23 protein-coding genes and 1 pseudogene are annotated in these 18,236 nt (G+C 41.5%); 13 read left to right on the top strand and 11 right to left on the bottom strand.

Annotated elements, in window-relative coordinates; genetic code table 11:
- On the bottom strand, positions 1 to 1,178 hold a 1,178-nt coding region (locus tag LC574_RS01660), incomplete at its 3' end, for a branched-chain amino acid ABC transporter permease (RefSeq protein ID WP_229451203.1).
- A gap of 1,076 nt (positions 1,179 to 2,254) precedes the next feature.
- Between LC574_RS01660 and LC574_RS01655 the strand changes: the two genes are divergently transcribed.
- The 9 genes from LC574_RS01655 (at position 2,255) to LC574_RS01615 (ending at position 6,800) form a co-directional block, all read left to right on the top strand.
- Positions 2,255 to 2,452, top strand: coding sequence for a hypothetical protein (locus tag LC574_RS01655; protein ID WP_069073153.1), 198 nt, complete (start codon positions 2,255 to 2,257; stop codon positions 2,450 to 2,452).
- A gap of 53 nt (positions 2,453 to 2,505) precedes the next feature.
- On the top strand, positions 2,506 to 2,763 hold the full coding sequence (locus tag LC574_RS01650; RefSeq protein WP_229451202.1) for a cytotoxic translational repressor of toxin-antitoxin stability system: 258 nt from the start codon (positions 2,506 to 2,508) through the stop codon (positions 2,761 to 2,763).
- Between the two features lie 111 nt (positions 2,764 to 2,874).
- Entirely contained in the window at positions 2,875 to 4,461 is a 1,587-nt protein-coding gene (locus LC574_RS01645) for a glucose-6-phosphate isomerase (RefSeq protein WP_229451201.1), read from the top strand.
- Positions 4,462 to 4,660: 199 nt separating this feature from the next.
- Entirely contained in the window at positions 4,661 to 4,978 is a 318-nt protein-coding gene (locus LC574_RS01640; protein WP_229451200.1) for a hypothetical protein, read from the top strand.
- Positions 4,975 to 5,337 (top strand): aspartyl protease, encoded by a 363-nt coding sequence (locus LC574_RS01635; protein WP_229451199.1) that lies wholly within the window; start codon positions 4,975 to 4,977, stop codon positions 5,335 to 5,337. The genes LC574_RS01640 and LC574_RS01635 overlap by 4 nt, the downstream gene beginning before the upstream one ends.
- Positions 5,277 to 5,495 carry a hypothetical protein gene (locus tag LC574_RS01630; protein ID WP_229451204.1) on the top strand — a complete coding sequence of 73 codons (219 nt, stop codon included), beginning with the start codon at positions 5,277 to 5,279 and terminating at the stop codon, positions 5,493 to 5,495. The genes LC574_RS01635 and LC574_RS01630 overlap by 61 nt, the downstream gene beginning before the upstream one ends.
- A 93-nt stretch (positions 5,496 to 5,588) precedes the next feature.
- The gene (locus tag LC574_RS01625) at positions 5,589 to 5,906 is read left to right on the top strand and encodes a hypothetical protein (RefSeq protein ID WP_229451198.1); all 318 of its coding nucleotides are present in this window, start codon (positions 5,589 to 5,591) and stop codon (positions 5,904 to 5,906) included.
- Entirely contained in the window at positions 5,903 to 6,265 is a 363-nt protein-coding gene (locus LC574_RS01620; RefSeq protein ID WP_229451197.1) for an aspartyl protease, read from the top strand. Before LC574_RS01625 ends, LC574_RS01620 begins: the two co-directional genes overlap by 4 nt.
- Positions 6,266 to 6,524: 259 nt before the next feature.
- Positions 6,525 to 6,800 carry a type II toxin-antitoxin system ParD family antitoxin gene (locus tag LC574_RS01615; protein WP_229451196.1) on the top strand — a complete coding sequence of 92 codons (276 nt, stop codon included), beginning with the start codon at positions 6,525 to 6,527 and terminating at the stop codon, positions 6,798 to 6,800.
- Here the strand turns inward: LC574_RS01615 and LC574_RS01610 are convergent.
- The 3 genes from LC574_RS01610 to LC574_RS01600 are packed head-to-tail and all read right to left on the bottom strand — an operon-like array spanning position 6,797 to position 10,799.
- Positions 6,797 to 8,191: a DUF1802 family protein gene (locus LC574_RS01610; RefSeq protein WP_229451195.1), complete on the bottom strand. Its 1,395-nt coding sequence runs from the start codon at positions 8,189 to 8,191 to the stop codon at positions 6,797 to 6,799. The two genes, LC574_RS01615 and LC574_RS01610, sit on opposite strands and share 4 nt — an antisense overlap.
- Before the next feature lie 10 nt (positions 8,192 to 8,201).
- Positions 8,202 to 10,103, bottom strand: a complete 1,902-nt coding sequence (locus LC574_RS01605) for a hypothetical protein (protein WP_229451194.1) — start codon at positions 10,101 to 10,103, stop codon at positions 8,202 to 8,204.
- 39 nt (positions 10,104 to 10,142) lie between these two features.
- Positions 10,143 to 10,799, bottom strand: coding sequence for a hypothetical protein (locus LC574_RS01600; RefSeq protein ID WP_229451193.1), 657 nt, complete (start codon positions 10,797 to 10,799; stop codon positions 10,143 to 10,145).
- Positions 10,800 to 11,137: 338 nt separating this feature from the next.
- Here LC574_RS01600 and LC574_RS01595 point away from each other — a divergent pair, with 338 nt between their 5' ends.
- Together LC574_RS01595 and LC574_RS01590 are read left to right on the top strand one after the other, a co-directional pair.
- On the top strand, positions 11,138 to 11,620 hold the full coding sequence (locus LC574_RS01595; protein ID WP_229451192.1) for a hypothetical protein: 483 nt from the start codon (positions 11,138 to 11,140) through the stop codon (positions 11,618 to 11,620).
- A gap of 94 nt (positions 11,621 to 11,714) precedes the next feature.
- Positions 11,715 to 12,104, top strand: a complete 390-nt coding sequence (locus LC574_RS01590; protein ID WP_229451191.1) for a translation initiation factor — start codon at positions 11,715 to 11,717, stop codon at positions 12,102 to 12,104.
- 73 nt (positions 12,105 to 12,177) lie between these two features.
- On the opposite strand, the pseudogene LC574_RS01585 reads toward LC574_RS01590, so the two are convergent.
- The 6 genes and pseudogenes from LC574_RS01585 to LC574_RS01560 form a co-directional block, all read right to left on the bottom strand.
- Positions 12,178 to 12,372 (bottom strand): annotated as a pseudogene (locus LC574_RS01585) (malate dehydrogenase); the annotation flags it as partial.
- A 255-nt stretch (positions 12,373 to 12,627) separates the two neighbouring features.
- Positions 12,628 to 12,843 carry an NAD(P)H-quinone oxidoreductase subunit O gene (locus tag LC574_RS01580; protein WP_118168882.1) on the bottom strand — a complete coding sequence of 72 codons (216 nt, stop codon included), beginning with the start codon at positions 12,841 to 12,843 and terminating at the stop codon, positions 12,628 to 12,630.
- A gap of 88 nt (positions 12,844 to 12,931) precedes the next feature.
- Complete coding sequence (locus tag LC574_RS01575; protein WP_229451190.1) at positions 12,932 to 13,825, bottom strand: DNA-formamidopyrimidine glycosylase; 894 nt, start codon at positions 13,823 to 13,825, stop codon at positions 12,932 to 12,934.
- A gap of 251 nt (positions 13,826 to 14,076) precedes the next feature.
- Positions 14,077 to 14,292 carry a photosystem I reaction center subunit IV gene (locus tag LC574_RS01570; protein WP_229451189.1) on the bottom strand — a complete coding sequence of 72 codons (216 nt, stop codon included), beginning with the start codon at positions 14,290 to 14,292 and terminating at the stop codon, positions 14,077 to 14,079.
- 56 nt (positions 14,293 to 14,348) lie between these two features.
- A complete protein-coding gene (locus LC574_RS01565) occupies positions 14,349 to 14,582 on the bottom strand; it encodes a hypothetical protein (protein ID WP_229451188.1) in 234 nt (77 codons plus the stop codon).
- A 76-nt stretch (positions 14,583 to 14,658) separates the two neighbouring features.
- Complete coding sequence (locus LC574_RS01560) at positions 14,659 to 15,243, bottom strand: PAP/fibrillin family protein (RefSeq protein ID WP_229451187.1); 585 nt, start codon at positions 15,241 to 15,243, stop codon at positions 14,659 to 14,661.
- 242 nt (positions 15,244 to 15,485) lie between these two features.
- Between LC574_RS01560 and LC574_RS01555 the strand changes: the two genes are divergently transcribed.
- The gene (locus LC574_RS01555) at positions 15,486 to 15,722 is read left to right on the top strand and encodes a DUF3134 domain-containing protein (RefSeq protein WP_229451186.1); all 237 of its coding nucleotides are present in this window, start codon (positions 15,486 to 15,488) and stop codon (positions 15,720 to 15,722) included.
- A 79-nt stretch (positions 15,723 to 15,801) separates the two neighbouring features.
- Positions 15,802 to 16,893, top strand: a complete 1,092-nt coding sequence (gene mraY, locus LC574_RS01550) for a phospho-N-acetylmuramoyl-pentapeptide-transferase (protein WP_229451185.1) — start codon at positions 15,802 to 15,804, stop codon at positions 16,891 to 16,893.
- Positions 16,894 to 17,223: 330 nt separating this feature from the next.
- Here mraY and LC574_RS01545 read toward each other — a convergent pair.
- Positions 17,224 to 18,236: sensor domain-containing diguanylate cyclase (locus LC574_RS01545; RefSeq protein ID WP_229451184.1), on the bottom strand; the 1,013-nt coding region annotated here is incomplete at its 5' end.

The following is an 18,236-nucleotide window of genomic DNA, read 5'->3' as shown; positions in this document are numbered from 1 at the left end:
TCAAGGGGGACGATTCTGGGTAAGACTTCCCGCGTCAGTGCATCGTAAGCAAAGAAAATTATTGCACCTAAGATTGTGCCAACATTATTCCCAGAACCACCTATAATCACCATAATCCAAGTGTCAAAGGTAATCTGTGGTTGGAAGTTATCAGGGTAAATGGCGCTAAGTTGCCAAGCGAAGAAAGCACCAGCGATACCTGCGATCGCACCCCCTAACATGAGAGATTGTAATTTATACCAAAAGACATTTTTTCCTAGCGCCTTGGGAATTTCTTCATCTTCACGGATGGCTTTGAGAATTCTACCCCAAGGCGATCGCACCAAAATTTCTAAGCGCCAGTATACAAATGCTAAAACCAACAGCAACACCAGCATTAAACCCGCTTTTGGGTTGTAATTATACAGTGCGATTACCCCAGAAATATAAATCGCTGCTGCCAAAACGGCTAACACAATTCCCACACCCAAGCGAGATATAAATTCTTGTTTGCTAGTTGTCCTTTTACCTAACTCAGTAGTTCGAGATATTTGGGTGGTGCGAATCCATCGCCACAACGTAAAGAAAGTTACAGCAGCTAACAGTGTCAAAAGCCCAATCATCACAAATCTGACAAACAAATTCGGCTCTGTGGATAGGGGTATAGGATAACTTTGCACACCAAACGCCCCAGAAATCCAGGTGTCACCCACAGGTTGCTGATTATTGAAAATAAAACGAAGAATTAGTTTACTAATACCCAACTTTACTTCTAAATCAAGAATTTCTCCTAAGAAATTAAGAAATGAATCAATATTTTCTGCTAAACGAAGAATCATTTCTTTAAACAGTTCCCAAAGCGGAATCTTTGCTACAGGTAAATCCTGGTTATTCACCACCAAACGAATTAATTCCCCTGTACCAATAGTGACAATTGACAGATAATCTTCCCGCAAGCGTAGAGTTGCAAAACCAATTACCAAACCTAACAAGGCGGCGACAATTGCCCCCGCTACTGCCGATATCAGTAGGGGTACGCCCTTTAAGCTTAACAATACGGTTGTATATGCTCCAAGGGTCATGAAAGCAATATGACCAAAGTTAATTAACCCGGTAAAGCCCCACTGTAAATTGAGTCCTAGTGCGAATAGGGCAAAAAGTGCTGTAGAAATTGCTAAGAAAATGAGATAGTCAACCATGTTTTGGAATGGGAAGTTAGGAGTAGAGACGCGATTAATCGCGTCTGTACAGGAGTTAGGAGTTAGGAATTTCTAACAAATAAATTATCCAATCTTGTAGGGTGGGCATCTTGCACCTGCTTAATCTCCCGCCAAGAAATAAATTTCACAGGCTTTTAGCTTAAGTCCACTTAAGTGGACTGTCATGGATACCAGCTATTAATCGAGTTTAGTCCTCTTGAGAGGACTTAAGCTATTAGCCATAGGTTTCTAACCTATGGCGGTTTTTGCGACTGGTGCAATATCTCACACTTAGGAGTTATATATAGTAATCCGCTTTGATTTTTGAAATTATTTGCGTAGGCGGGGAGTAGGGAATAGGGAGTAGGGAGTAGGGAATCAGGCTTTTCGAGGTGTACGGTGTTTATTCAAAAATCAAATAGGAGTCCTATATATAGTAATCCGCTTTGATTTTTGAAATTATTTGCGTAGGCGGGGAGTAGGGAATAGGGAGTAGGGAGTAGGGAATCAGGCTTTTCGAGGTGTACGGTGTTTATTCAAAAATCAAATAGGAATCCTATAAAATCCGTTTGTATCGGAATTATTGCTCTTTCCTCTTCCTTAGCGCCCTCAGCGTCTTTGCGGTTTTTTAATTATTCAGATGCTACAGGATTTGATATTAAAAGTCGAGAATCAGGAGACAAGAGTTAGAGTTCAGAGGCTCAACCTTCGAGTTCACAAGCTCAACATTCGAGTTCAGAGGCTCAACCTTCGAGTTCAGAGGCTCAACCTTCGAGTTCAGAAGCTCAACCTTCGAGTTCAGAAGCTCAACTTTCGAGTTCAGAGGCTCAACTTTCGAGTTCAGAAGCTCAACTTTCGAGTTCAGAAGCTCAACTTCCGAGTTCAGAAGCTCAACCTTCGAGTTCAGAGGCTCAACCTTCGAGTTCAGAGGCTCAACCTTCGAGTTCAGAGGCTCAACATTCGAGTTCCCAGACGCTTCTCTGCCCCTTGCGAATAAATTTTAGCGTAGCTTGAGCGGAGCTAATTTTTGGGAATACTATTTATTGTTGGTGTTTCCACTAAGGAATAGTTGACGTATGAATTTGCTGCGACTGAGAATGCATCACTTAATCGAGCAGTTAGCCGATGACGATTTGCAAGACATTTGGGACGTTCTCGAAGCTTTACATTGTGACTTTTATATGCTCAAAGCGATACAACAAGTCAAGCGATCGCAGCAACCGTGGGATATCTTAACCCATGAAGAAGCGGTAAGATTGTTGATGTTTTTCTGATTCAGCAGCGCTTTCTTTTCTGGCCCCTCAAGTTTTGGTTAAGGTAACGCCTAGTGAGTCTGGAAATGCGCTATGCAAGGTCTTTTTTACTAGACCTGAAGAATTTAGAACCTGCCGCCTACGAGCGGGTGTATGATTTTGTGTTTACTGAGTTAGCCCAAAAGTGGCAGTTGAGCGATTTAAAAGAACTGCGACAGCTTGATAGTGAAGGCATTTTTCACCGCTTTACCCTCGATAATTACTTGATTGGTATAGAAATCAGGGGTGAAATTGTGAAATTTCTGCGTGTCATCCCTATGCCAGATGTTTAAAGTGAAGAGTCAAGGGAACACTTAAAACTGTAAACTGTATAAGGCTAGGCAGGGATCGCTATAACCTTACATTAAACTGGTTTTGAAAAACACTTTATTTGAGATTTCCCTATGGATGCTAGGGCACTTTGGCAAAGATACCAAAACTGGTTATATTTCCACGAGGGATTAGGACTTTACTTAGATGTGAGTCGAATACGGTTCGATGATACCTTTGTGGATTCATTGCGGCCGAAGTTTGACGAGGCGTTTGCGGATATGGCTCAACTGGAGAAGGGTGCGATCGCAAATCCTGACGAAAATCGCATGGTTGGACACTACTGGCTGCGAAATCCTGATTTAGCGCCAGCTCCAGAACTTACACAAGAAATTGTCCAAACCCTAGAACAAATCGAAGCCTTTGCAGAAAAAGTCCAAACAGGTGCTATTCATCCTCCCAGAGCAAGCCGCTTTACGGATATTATCTCCATTGGCATTGGTGGTTCCGCCCTCGGCCCCCAATTCGTCGCAGAAGCCCTTGCTCCTGATTTCCCGCCCCTGAAAATTCACTTTATCGACAACAACGATCCGGCAGGTATCGATCGCGTTCTCAATCATCTGCGAAATAGCCTCGCCAGCACTTTGGTTTTGGTGATCTCCAAATCTGGGGGAACGCCGGAACCTCGTAACGGCATGATTGAAGTTAAAAAAGCCTACGCCGGACACAATTTGGAATTTGCTCAATATGCGGTAGCAATTACCAGCGTTGACAGCAACCTCGATAAACTGGCCAAAGACGAAAGTTGGCTGGCCAGATTTCCCATGTATGACTGGGTAGGAGGACGCACCTCAGAAATGTCTGCTGTGGGGCTAGTACCAGCCGCATTACAGGGCATTGATGTTCGCGCCATGCTAGATGGTGCAAAAGAAATGGATGACGCTACCCGCGTCCCAGATGTGAAAAATAACCCAGCAGCCTTACTCGCTTTATCTTGGTACTTTGTTGGTAACGGAAAGGGCGAAAAAGATATGGTTGTCCTACCTTACAAGGACAGCTTATTTTTATTCAGTCGTTATTTGCAACAGCTGGTAATGGAATCCTTGGGCAAGGAAAAAGACTTAGACGGCAACGTTGTCCATCAAGGCATCGCCGTTTATGGCAACAAAGGCTCAACAGATCAACACGCTTACGTCCAGCAGTTGCGTGAGGGTGTAGCGAATTTCTTTGCTACCTTCATCGAAGTGTTGGAAGATCGTCAGGGCCCATCCACTGAAATAGATCCGGGAGTTACATCAGGCGATTATCTTTCCGGTTTTCTCCAAGGAACCCGACAAGCGCTTTATGAAAATCACCGCGATTCGATTACAGTCACGATTCCCCAAGTTAACCCCCGAACTGTAGGGGCATTAATTGCTTTGTATGAGCGTGCTGTTGGTTTATACGCTAGCTTAGTCAACGTCAACGCCTACCATCAACCAGGCGTAGAAGCTGGCAAAAAAGCAGCCGCCTCCATTCTTGATTTGCAAGCACGAGTGTTAGCAGTGCTGCAAAAAGAAAAAGCTCCCATTTCTCTTGACGAACTCGCAAAGAAAGCAGGCGCATCAGAGCAAGTTGAGGCAATTTACAAGATTTTGCGTCATATCCATGCCAATCAGCGAGGTGTGGTTTTGCAAGGTGATCTTCACAAACCCGGCAGTTTAACCGTTTCTGCTAGCTGATAGCTCTAGTCTAATTATCACATTTTGTCCATAATTGTTGTATCAACAACAATTTTTTATTGTGAAGCATCCTAGATAGAAGATATATCTTCCGTCTAGGAAGCTTTACTGTATAAGTAATTCGTAATTGAAGGACAGAGGAACTAATTCCTTGCCCTAACATAAAGTTAAGGCAGCATGAATAAGTAGGATTAATACTATGGCTGAATCAACTGCAAAACAACCTGCACGTCGGGGTAGAATTTTTCCAGAACGTACTTTATCCTCAGAAGAACTTGCTACACGCAAAGCTGAACGAGAGGCATTTCATAAGCTTTGTCGGGCAATATTTGAGCGTGTACGTCCAGAATATATCGAAAAAAACTATGGTTGGTATATTGCAGTAGAGCCAGATAGTGGAGATTATTTCATTGATGAAGATATAGAAATAGCTCATAGAAAAGCCCTTGAGAAGTACCCAAATGCTGTACACTGCGTTTTTTGCCTAAATGAAACTGGAGCAACTGGCAGAATATGATTCAGGGTACATTTGGTAGTAAAGGACAGCTATTTTTTCAAATTGATTTGATTACATCTGATGGGTTAAATCTGCCTGTGGATGCCATGTTTGATACTGGTTTCACAGGCTTTATGGCAATTAATAAACAAGATTTAGATAGTCTTGACTGGGCTTATATGGGGAATGAACCTCTGAGAACTGCACAGGGAGAAATTATATTTGACAGATATTCAGGTAAGGTTTTATTGGATGAACAGGAGTATAAGATTCCTGTTTATGCAGGTGACGAAATTATAGAAGTTTTGTTAGGTTCAGAGTGGCTAAAAATTCTGCCGTTGGTGGTGAATTATCAGGCTGGTATATTAACTTTGGGATAACTGCGATGCTTACGAATGGTTACGCCTACGCACTTCAGTTATTTTTAAACGTAGACGCAAAGCGGCTTGCCGCAGGCTACCGCCAAGAACGCATTCGCATAGGGTTTCTTAGAGAAGATAGAGAAGGCAAGAAAAGAGATATATTGTACTATTTTTAGTTAATAGGTAAATTGCCAAAAAAGTAGAAGCGATCGCCTTTATCTTTCAGTAAAATAAAGTTAAGACAGCATTAACAAATAGGGCTAATTACTATGACTGAATCAACTGCAAAACAACCTGCACGTCGAGGCAGAATCTTTCCAGAACGTACTTTACCACCAGAAGAACTTGCTAGACGCAAAGCTGAAGATGAGGTATTTTACCGCCGTTGTCGGGAAATTTTTGAGCGTGTACGTCCCGATTTTATTCAGGAACACTACGGCTGGTATATTGCAGTAGAGCCAAATAGTGGTGATTACTTAATTGATGTGGATAAAATGCAAGCTCATAAAAAAGCCCTTGAAAAATACCCAAATACTGACCACTGTGTTTTTTGTTTTAATGAAACGGGAACCACTGGCACAATATGATTCAGGGTAAATTTGGGGAAAAGGGTCAACTATTTTTTGAAATTGATTTAATAACTGATGATGGATTAAATTTGCCTGTGGATGTCATGTTAGATACTGGTTTCACAGGTTTTCTGGCTATTAACAAACAAGATTTAGATAGTCTAGACTGGTTTTATATTGGTAAGGAAACTTTGCGAACTGCACAGGGTGAAACCTTGTTTAAAATATATTCAGGCAAGTTGATACTAAACGAACAAGAGTATGAAATTCCTGTTTATGCAGGGGATGAAATTACTGAAGTTTTGTTAGGTTCAGAGTGGCTAAAAATTCTGCCGTTGGTGGTTAATTATCAGGCTGGTATATTAACTTTAGGATAACTGCAATGCCTACGGGTGGCTATGCCTACTTACTTCAGTTGTTTTTAAACGAACCGCATACTCCTACGGGGATCTTGCTACGCGCAGCGTCTCGCAGAGAAGGACGCTAAGAGCGCGAAGGTAAGAAAAGAGATATATTGTATTATTTTTAGTTAGTAGGTAAATTGCAAAGAAAGTCAAAGCGATCGCTATTCAATTAATCTAACTTTAAATGTTGTTACAATAAAGTTCAAGCTGCCAATAAACTAGAATATAAATCATGAATATCCAAATTAAACCTGAACTAGAGCAAATTATCCAAGCGCAAATTGCTACAGGTAGATATGCGAATCCTGAAGAAGTGATTAGTAAAGCATTGAAGTTGCTATTAGAGTGGGAAAAAGGTTATCAACAATGGGTTGAAGAAACACGCGAAAAAGTTGAGGTTGCTATTGAGCAACTGGATAGAGGGGAAGGTATTGATGGAGAAGTTGTAGTTGAACAATTGCGAGATAAATTGCGTAAAGCTAGAGAATTACAAGTTTACTATCTTTAGTTAGTAGGTAAATCGCGGAGAAAGTAAAAGCGATCGCTATTCCAATCACTGCCTTTTATTCGTCCTAAATAGCCTGTTAAGGGTGAAGAAAGTTCAATCAGTAAATCGTGAACTACTTCATCATTTAGCCGGGGATTATGAGTAGCATTGTAATGAACACGAATTTCTGTAACTGTGAAACTCGGATGTGTAGCTTTTGAAGTTTCGTTGTCTTGTTCAGAAAGTTCTTTGACTGCTATAATAATCTGCGAGCGCAATTTAATATCTCTCTGAGCTTTATCAATATATTCATCAATTTTATAGTCAATTTGCCCAGGTTCTAGATATTGTTGTAATTCTACTAAGTTAATAGCACCTGGATATTCGGCTTTGAATTCAACTAGCTTTTGTAGAGTCATTACATTTATAATACTGATTTTCGATATTTCAGCAGATTCTTTCAAATTTTTAGTCGGTTTACCTGGGCCAATAATTAACCTTACAGCTTGAAGATAATTTTCTTTTAGATGCCTTCTACCAATCCTATCTAATTCTTCTACTGCACGATCAGGAATGCTTTTACCTGCTTTGCATTCGCAAACAAGAGGATAAGGTTGTGAGCAAAATAAGCCAAACCCACCTTCACCGCCTTTGCAGTTTGCTTCAACTTTGAATCCTAAAAAGTCAAGGCTACGGCGTGCAATATCTTCAAAGTCTGTACCAGCTTGGTAGTTGCTTTTACCCTCATCTTTTTCTATGCTGCGATCGCCCAATTTTGCAATATCATTTATCCAAGCTAAATCTAGATCGGGTTGCTTAATTAGCTTGTCACTACTCCAGCCCAAGAATACTTTGATATCGTCGTCTAATTGTTTGGCTCCTGGTTGGCTAATGGTTAGGGATGCGATCGCACTCTGCAATTCTTCTAGTTCAGGATGCAGTGAGGGTTCTAGCTTTTCTAACTGGTGTTTGCGTTGGGCGAAAGTGCGATCGTTTAATATTGGGTTTGCTTCAGAAACCGTTAGAGAATTAGGTAAACTAATAAATTTTCCTAGCTTTTCCTGAATGTTAGGATTGACTGATATTTCTTCTAACTGAGTTAACTGATAGACGCGCAAGTAAGCCAGGAAAAGATACTGCTGTTTTTGTAGTATCTCCTTTAATACTTTTGGTGTCCATATTGTTAACTTAGACAAAATATCTAATGGCTTAGTCTCGTCTAAAATTTGGCAAAGTTCACATTTAGCCCAAGCTTTAATTGAAGCTGAAGAATCAGCAGGATAAAGTACAAATCTTTGCCCAGGACGAATAAACATCCTGGGTAAAGCTGCAATTGTTCGTCCCTGTATTAAGGCTTCAATATCAGGGACGGGTAAACACAGCGCCGTTGGAATTGAAAACTGCTGATTCATTTCTAGTTAGCTATAGATTTAGGTCGATATTATCGGCAGTAGCAACACTTCGAGGAATACTAATAGGTAATCCATCATCAGTTAAATTTGTAGGTTCTTGACCAGAAGGATCGCTGAGAATTTCTCTAATCAAAGGATTATTTATTGCTAGTTGCTTTTGCTCAATAAATTCAACAATCTGTTCTTCTGTCAGTTCGTAACTTTCACGGTTATAGTAAACGAATAAGATCGCCAACAGAGGTTTAATGTCTTGGCTTTGCAAGCCTACCCACTCTCCACCCTTTTGTTCCAACAGGATTCTCAAATGTTTTCTAGCTAATACTGCTGTTGAACTAATTTTCTTTGAACGCACCAAGCAACCACGAGTTAGGTCAAATTTCCTGTAATCAATTAGTCGTCCTAAAGCAGCACCTATAACCGTGTAGTCTTGCTGAACTACATCTACTCCAATCCTCACTTTTCTCTTATTGCCGATAATTTTGAAATCCATAAAGCCATTATTTGCTGCACTAGGCTCTACTTCTTCAATTGATTCGATTATTACTCCCTCTACAGTTTTACCTATTAAATTATTGAAAGCAAGCAAAAGAGCATCAGTAATTGTTGCTTCTTCCTCCATTAATGAATCAATAGAAGCTTCTACATTTGCTAACTCACTATTGAAGTATGGTTTAACTGGATGGATTGTTGTAGATGTCCATGCAGTTGTTGAATCTGTAGGCTTATCAATAATAGGCTCATTAGGTGCGAAATTCTCTGCACACCATTTTAAAACTGACCTAACAGTAGGTCTACTCTTACCAAGTTCTCTGAGTTGAGTTTCATTAAACGGGTAAAGAGAGCGAGGAGGTGTTTGTTTATGTTCCTTATAAAAATCTTGCAACCATTGATTCACTAAAGCCACAATATCATCAGAATTTAGATATTTTAATGCAATTGGTTGCCTGTCAGCTTGTTCACTTGCTAATCTATCAACGACTGCTTCAGCTTGTGGTAATGTCCTGATTTGCTCATTCCAAGTTTCAGGATACATAGTCAAAAGGAAAACGCCTCTTTTGAGATTGTTATATAAATCCTTAACTAAGTTTGCAATAACCTGTGCTGCTGTAAAACCTGTGTCGGAAATTTCTGCAATATCTAATTCATCAAAGCAAATCACCGGAACTTTATAATGGCTGGTTATATCTAAAATCTGGCGTACATTATTTAATGCTTCAGCTTCTCTATCTAAATTCTTAGGATTTGGTAAACCTAGTGTATCAGCTTCTGTTTGTGTGATTTCTAAACCTGATAGCCAATAATTTGCATCGTGAGTGTGTTCTGTAGAAAGTGTCCACAAAATAGCCCTAATTATATAATGATTAGTAATGTCAGGCTTAATTTTTAAGACGGCTTGTGTTAAGCTATCAACTATTTTCTTAGTTGAGTATTTCCTTGACCAATTTGGGTAAATATTACTGATGTACTGCTGTGGTGTATAGTTACAATTTTTAGCTTCATTAATTAAAGCAGCAGCTATTTCTTGCCACTGCATTACTTGTTGACCACCAAAGGCTCTAAGGCTAGAAGCAACGGCTTGCAGGAATTGATACTTAATCTGATTCAGACTGTCATACTTACCCATGTAAATAAATAAGGCATCAGCTTCTGTTTCTAAGCGATGGCGAACACGGCTGATAAGATGACTTTTACCTAACCCCTTTTCAGCCGTTATTGTGATACCTACAGTTTCACGCTTCCCTTTACGAATTTGTTCAACTGCATCAAATACTGCATTAGAAGCGTGAGAATTAATTAAAGGAACATCGGGATAACTTTTTCCCCATATCTGTTGGGGTCTGACAACAATATGTCCTGCAAATGGGTTTTGATTTATAATTAGTTCATCAATGGTAGATGTAGTGGCAATCATAGTATTGTGAAATTAATTTAGTGAGGAGTACAAGGAAATTTAGGCTTTGATAAGCTTGGCGTAGCAGCGTAATCCATCTAATACCGTGGTGATGGAATCTTCTATTTTGTCAGGTGCGTTATCTTCTACAGTTCCGCCTTGCAGTTGCAAAATATCGTTAGCTTGCGTTTCTAGCAGCCAATCATTAAACTCTGTACGACTTACACGATCGCCAATTCCTCTTCTAATGCGATAAATTGGCACTAGATGATTAAAGTTGTATTCATAGTTCAGCTTGTCGTAAACTTCTAACGCCACTGACTTAAACTCGTCGTAAGATGCGATCGCACTCTTCCCATTAACTGGTACATCTGCACCAGCTACTGCAACATCGATCTGACTAATCCACCGCAACAACGCATTCGCCGCCCAAGTACCGACAATCGTCCCTTCAAACTTAAAATCGCCACTTCTCAAACCCTTACCCAATACCTCTAAACCCTTGGGAGATGTCAGAGAGTATCCTTTTTTGGAGATTGCGATCGCACCCTGATTCTGCAATTCTTCAAATGAACCCTGATAATCTGCTACCTTCTGGCTTTTGGATACAATTCGCTTAGTGAGTTGACCCTTCTTAACTTCCTGCTGCGTTCCTCCCAAATCCCACAAAGCCAAAAGGAGACGAGTTCTAGTTTGGGCTGTATTTTGTGATGTCATATTGAGTGTACTTTTTGGCAAAGATCATCATAGTAACTGTATCTTTTTAATTTATTTGCCCCGAAAACATAACCGAGAAATTGCTGAATATTTCCGCGTTTGGGCTAAATTGATGAATAAAAAATCAAAAATATATTTCCTTAGGATGAATGCAGTTTCTCTCAAAGGCAGGATGGAATACTTGAGAAAATGGCTCATCATAACAGTGAAACGCTGTAGCTGTGCAGTTGTAAATTGAGTTGTAGATGTTTTTTCAATTCCACGCGAAATAACAGGAATTTCAACTTTGTTTTTGCAACAGCAAGGCTTTTAGCAAATACAGGTGATGATGAAATCCGATGAACACAATATATAAAGAACGTAAAATAGTTTCGCGTCTATTTGCAGTGCTGCTTTCGGCATTGCTAACCGTACCCTTGCTGAGTAGCTGCGGAGGTGGTTCCCGAAACGCTTCAGTACCACCACCAGTTGATGATACTGCTGGTAGAACAGTCAGCGATCGCCAAACCGAAGCTAAGAAAGGCTTGTCCACAGGACAGAAAGTGGCAATTTTGGCAGGTGCTGCGGGACTTTATTACCTCTACAACCAACATAAGAATGCTTCACAAGATGGAGCGCAAGGTAAATACTATCTTTCTAAGAACGGGCGTGTATACTACCGTGATGCTGAACATCGCGCTCACTGGGTAACTCCACCATCAGAAGGAATTCGAGTACCGGAATCTCAAGCGCAACAATATCGGCAATTCCAAGGCTATAACGGGAGTACTACAGGTCGCGATCTAACTGGCATAACTTCATCGGCAGCTCCAGCACTCTAGATAGCAAAGCGTGTGTAAATAAGAAAGCGGGTTTCCCGGAGGATAACGCCGATCGCGCACGTCGGAAACACTAACTTAAATCAGGAGACAGATTATGGTAGATGACTTTTTGCGAAAGGCGAAGGATCTCTTCTTTGGAGGAAACAGCGATCAATCTGAGGATGCTGAATACCGCGATCGCAATGTCCGCCCAGCCAGCGAAGACCCCTACGGCGACCCCGCAGATATAGCCTCTTACGGTGATGTCCGCCCAGCCAGTGAAGACCCCTACGGCGACCCCGCAGATATATCCTCTTACGGCAACGTGATTCCAGCCAGCCAAGACCCATACGGCGACCCCGGAGATATAGCGTCTTACGGTAATGTACGTCCAGCCAGTGAAGACCCCTACGGCGACCCCGCAGACCAAGGGGAATTTGGTAACGTCCGTCCAGCCAGCGAAGATCCCTACGGCGACCCCGCAGATGAGGATTACCGTCGTTAACGCAAAACCTAACCCCCTTAAAAAAGGGGTAACTCAGTTAAAGTCCCCCTTTTTAAGGGGGATTTTCGAGGTTCTACTCAACCAAAATTTCCTGCGATCGCTCAATACTTTTACGCACAGATTTAGCCGAAGTATGCAAACCCTCTCTTTGGCGATCGCTGAAATTTAATTCCAAAACACTTTCAATTCCACCGCATCCCAACCGACAGCGAACACCAATCACAACATCTTCTAAACCCTATTCACCTTGCAGATAGGCCGCCACAGGGCTAAAGTACTGCCAACCCTACCCGCACCCACGATGGTGACACGAGCTAAATTACACACAATTGGGGAGTTAGGGGAAGAAAAAATAATTATTAAAGTGCAATTTTTATCAACAATAATTTAGGAGTTAGGAGTCAGAATTAATGCTGACTCCTAAATTAGACCTCTTTCATAAGCTCCTAACACCCCACCCCTCCTCTTTTGCGGGGAGGGGAGACAAAGCATAGCTTTGGCGGGGTGGGGTTCTTATTTTTAATTATTTAAACTCTTCAAGCTGATCCACACGTAACCAAACATTTGGTGTTGGCACTTTCCCGAACTTAATCAGGGCGTAATCACCTTTGATATCTACAATTTCGCCCTTGCTGTCAAACAAATAAGAAGGAAAGCGAGTATCACTGGCTTTTGCTTCCAGACTGTTTTCCAGTTTCTCGCGGATAGCGCGAACCATATCTCCTTTTTTGACTGCCATAAATTCCCCTCTCAAATTTCTAGATTAGACTTATCCGCATTTTAAAAGACTTCCGAGGTAAAAACTCCCAACTCCTGTACAGACGCGATTAATCGCGTCTCCTAACTCCCCATACCGTTTGACACTGGGGGCAAAAGTGACTAGATCGCCCAGCTAACCTAATCCGCATAATTGGAGTGTCACAAACTCGACAGGGTTCTCCAGCGCGGTTATAAACCCAAGCAACACCACCATAATTGCCGTTGACACCCTTAACACTTAAGAAATTACTAAAAGTCGTACCGCCAGCCTCAATGCTGGTTTCTAAAACTTGAATTATCGCTGTTCGCAAACGCTCAATCTGCTTTAGCTGCAAATCTATACACAAGGTTTCAGGTAAAATTCCACTCTTAAACAGGGCTTCATCCGCATAAATGTTACCTAATCCCGCCACCACCGATTGATCGAGTAGTGCAGTCTTAATCGGACGGCGGCGGTTTTGGAGTTTGAGAGCTAGATATTCAACAGTGAATTCGGGTGAAAATGGATCTGCTGCCAGTGTTGCCAAACCAGTTATAATACTTTCTACAGCAACACCAGGCGGAACCCACCACATTTTCCCGAAGGTACGCTGATCAACAAAGCGTAATTCCTGCTGTTCCCCAAAGAATAATCTAACCCGCGTGTGCTTATGTAATGGTTCATCTCGATGCAGCCATAGTAGTTGACCGGTCATTCGCAGATGAGCCCCTAGCCAACCTGTGGAAGATGAGGAGGATGAGGAGGATGAGGGAGAAGGGAGAGAGAGTTCGGCGAGGAGATATTTACCGCGACGATGCCAAGTAGCGATCGCATTCTTTTTAATTCCATCAACAAACTCACCAACAGAAAACGGGTAGGCGATGGTGCGATCAAGCAACACATCTCCACCCGTAATTTCTTGGTTAAGGGTCAATTGATTTAGGCCCCTTCGGACTGTTTCAACTTCAGGCAGTTCAGGCATTCAAACTGATTAAGCAAGCAATTTTGATGTACTTGGGGGTTCAATAAAGAAGAGATGGAGTAGTAACTTACATAGCCGTAGATGGCTCGTATTACTACCCAAGAGAAACCGTAAATACCCGCAGGTCAGCTTCTCATAGATTAGGGTAGGCTTGGGTGAAAGATGAATGAACTGAAATTTTCAGACTTCATACTTCAGACTTCAGACTACCCTTCATCATCGCATCAAACAAGCCCCTTGTAGCTTTGCTGCTATTTTTTAGGTGCTTTAGCCTTTGGTGCTTCAACCTCGACTAATTCATCCTGGGCAAAGTTGTTGGTATTGATACCAGAGTAATTTACCTTGTCAAAGCGGACAATTACTGGGTATTTGATGCCGCTTTGGTCAATGGAAGCCACAGTTCCTAGATCCTGAAACCAGTAGGATTCAGGGCGGAGAATACGTACTTTAGAACCACGTTGAACCATGATTATTTTCCCTTTTAGTTATCAATCGCCAATCTAGAGGGCTAATTGATTTCACTCTACAACCTGAAGGTAGCAGCAAGAGTCTTTGTTAAGTTATTTGTCTGAATTGGGAGTAGGGAGTGGGGAGTGGGGAGTGGGAATTGGGAATTGGGAATTGGGAATTGGGCATCCCTTCGGCTTCGCTCAGGGCAAGTGGGAATTGGGAATTGAATATTAATTATTCTTTCTCCCTCATCTCCCTCACCTCCCTTATCTCCCCCACTCCCTACTCCCCATTCCCCACTCCCCAAAAACGGTATTATACTCTACTTGACAAGGCACACGTTATAGCGTACCTTCGTTCGCAAGCGGTTATTTTGTAGAAGCTTATGTTTTAGTTAAGACAAACACACTTCCCTCGTTACCTCTGCCGATCCGCAGATCGTTATCTATATAAGTGATATCTAACCAGCCTTGCTGTTTATCACTCTTGATTGCAAAATCAATTGCAGGAAATTTTCTACCTGCTTCAATTTGTTGGATAAAAGTTACCGGAGAATTGTATTCTATTAAACGTTGTAAGCCGATAATAGACCGCTCAAATTTCACTTGGACACGCCGACCTGAAACTGGCTCAAATTTAGCAGCAACGCTGACTAATCCTTCCAAATAAGGTAAGCCATAAATCTCAGCTATGTTGTAAACACTGGCAGTATCAACCCGGATACACTGATAGATTTGACCCAGTTTGCAAAAAGGTAGAGCATCTAAGTTTAAAAGAGCCTTGCTGGTGGTGTATAGTAATCGCCAATTGCCATCTAGCAAATTGTTAGCTTCTACCGGACGGGGTGTAGGATTAAAATCTTCTAAATTGGCGATCGCTGCTAAGATAAGCTGTTTCTGTAGCTCAGTCGCCAGTAGACCGCGATTAGTAAGTGCGATCGCATCTATTAGAGCCGCTTTTTTGATCATCGCCTGTCACCTCAAAAATCAGTCCTTTCCATCAGCATAAACAAGATATTCATAACCTATGTGTAGAACCATAAAAATTACTAAATAAAGGCTTTGCGTAAGCAATACGCCTATTAAATAAAAAATTTCTATCTGAATGCGGATTTATCAACAAAAGGGTTGAAAAGATAACTAAATAAATCCGTGCCAAGTGATAGACTCTAAATGTCAACTTACGTATACATTTTCTTGTCCTCCTCGATATGTTGAACTCTCCATTACGTGAAGTACCCCGTAATCAGCGAGCCGATGTTATCCCCTTAAAGCAAGAGTCCTCTTTGTTGGACTGGTTGCAAACCAACGGTCGGATCATCGCGCGTGACGTTCACGAACCGGATTTTCAAGATGACGAAGAAGAAATATACTCTCTAATGGGTGTAGAAGATGGGATTGGCTACGACCTTGATGATGATGACGATATAGGAATTGCCGAGGATTAGCCTTTTCAGGCTAGGGACTTGGTAGTATCTCTAGTTGCTGATATTGAATTTTATAAGTGTGGAGTGAAGGGAAACTTCTGTGGACGCTAAATTATCTCCTGAGCAAGGTTTAAATATTTCTGGAATCGCTCTAGCCTCTTTATTAACCGTAGGGCTAGCTACAACAGCATTTTTATTGGATTCGATGGCCAATAGGCTACCCTGGCAAAGTATGTCATTAACCTTGCCACTACTATTGTGTACTATGGGTTCAGGTGCCGTGGGCTATTGGGTAATACCCCTACTCCAAGCACTCAAAACTGGACAAATAATTCGTGAAGATGGCCCCCAAGCCCATCTAAAAAAAGCAGGCACGCCAACAATGGGAGGTATATTTTTTATCCCTGTAGGTGTGATAATTGCCTGTATATTATCTAACTTTGCTAGAGACGTGCTTGCAGTTTCGGCATTGACAATCAGCTACGGATTGATTGGCTGGCTCGACGATTGGCAAATTCTGCGCCGTAAATCAAATAAAGGTATATCTCCCGGAACGAAACTGGCTTTGCAAGTAGGTTTTGCGGCTGTGTTTTGTCTATGGCTGATGTTTAATCAACCTTCTAATATAACAAATATTGCTTTGCCTTGGGTGAGCTTTACACTTCCCTTGGGGTTCCTATTTTGGCCTTTAGCAGGTTTTGTGCTAGTTGCAGAAAGTAATGCGACTAATTTAACAGATGGCATTGATGGCTTGGCAGCAGGAACAGTAGCGATCGCACTTTTAGCATTAGGTGCTATAGTCGCACCTACAGCACCTGGGTTGATGGTTTTCTGTGCTGCTTTAAGTGGTGGGTGCTTAGGTTTCTTAGCCCATAACCGTAACCCAGCCCGGGTTTTTATGGGAGATACCGGTTCTTTAGCATTGGGCGGCGCTTTAGCGGCTGTAGCGTTATTGACAAACACCTTAGTAGCTCTGTTCATTCTCAGTGGTATCTTCTTCGTAGAAACCCTTTCGGTAATGGCACAGGTAAGTTATTACAAAGCCACCAAAGGCCCTGATGGCAAAGGCAAGCGCCTCTTCAAAATGGCACCCTTACACCATCATTTAGAACTCACTGGCTGGTCAGAATTGCAAGTGGTTGGAGTATTTTATGTCATCGCTGCTATTTTGGCTGCTATCTGTTTGGCGTAGGCGCAGCCCGCCGCAGGCATCGCTCCATTCTGAATCGTTTGAAAAACTGCTCGAATACAAAATGACAACTCCCTCAAGATGTGGGAGTTGTTTTTTTGGCGTTGCTGAATTGAAGTATGAATCCGGGTGTAGAGACGTAGCACTGCTACGTCTCTAAAAGGATTTTGGTATTATGCAAAATCATTTTCATATATGGAATCAGCAACGCCGTTTTTTTTATAGGATAAATTTATAAGTTTCAGATTTCTATGCTGGAAAGTCTGACGCTTGATGCCAACTGAAGAAATGCTCATTTCATCGCTTGGCGTTTTTGAAATTATAAATTATGAATTAATTATACCTATTTACATACTCTATAACCCGATTCTTTCCTGTTCGCTTTGCCTCAAGCATCGCTTGATTTGCCCGATTTAGAAAATCTTTAACTGTAATCCCTGGTTCTGATACAGCTATTCCAAAAGAAGCGGTAATGCCTTCGAGAATGCGATCGCCGTCCTTCAATTGCATTTGTTCAACATCTATCCTGAGTTGTTCTACTCGCTTCCTAAGGTTTTCCAGTGTCATATTAGGCATCACAATCACAAATTCTTCACCACCCCATCTGCAAGCAATGTCAAAGGAGCGAATAGATTTTAACAGCAGTTTTGCTAATCCCTGGAGAACAATGTTGGCAGTCAAATGCCCATAGCGCGAGTTGTAAGATTTGAAGTTATCGATATCAAGGAAAATAATACTAAGAGGTTCTCCCGACCGTTCAGCCTCTGCTAGTCTCTGTTCCGTTATGGTTTCCATATAGTTGTGATTGAATAGTTGGGTCATCCCATCCCGCAAGTTATCATAAGTTAGACGTTGTTTTATCGATAGATTATTTAGTGCAATGGCTAAGGTTCTAGCAATAATCTCAGTAATTTGTTGATCTTCTGGACTGATTTCTTCAAGCGCATAGATGTGTAAAATCCCAACTACTTCGCCTTGTGCAAACAATGGAACACATAAATGTGTGCCGCTAACAGGCTTTATTAAGTGATTGCATATTAGTCCTGAATTAAGAGGCGATAAAAGATTTAATTTTCCTCTTCGCAATGCCCAACAATCAGATAAGGAAAATATTTCTTTACTGGTTCTTTCATCTCCCCAAAAACTATTCATCTGAACATAATTCTTAGAATTAGCAATTATATAGATACAACCACTCATATTAGGAAATAGCTTAGAACAGGTTAAAGCGACTACTTGATACACCTCATCTTCAGATTCGCAGCAATAAAGCATATCTGCCATATCTGAGAGATATATAAGTTCCTGTTTTTTTGCTTCTAATTTCAGTGTTTTTTCTTCTAGCT

This window comes from Nostoc sp. CHAB 5715, assembly GCF_020829685.1.
Taxonomy (GTDB): Bacteria; Cyanobacteriota; Cyanobacteriia; order Cyanobacteriales; family Nostocaceae; genus Nostoc.
This window is presented reverse-complemented; position numbering and strand designations above follow the sequence as displayed.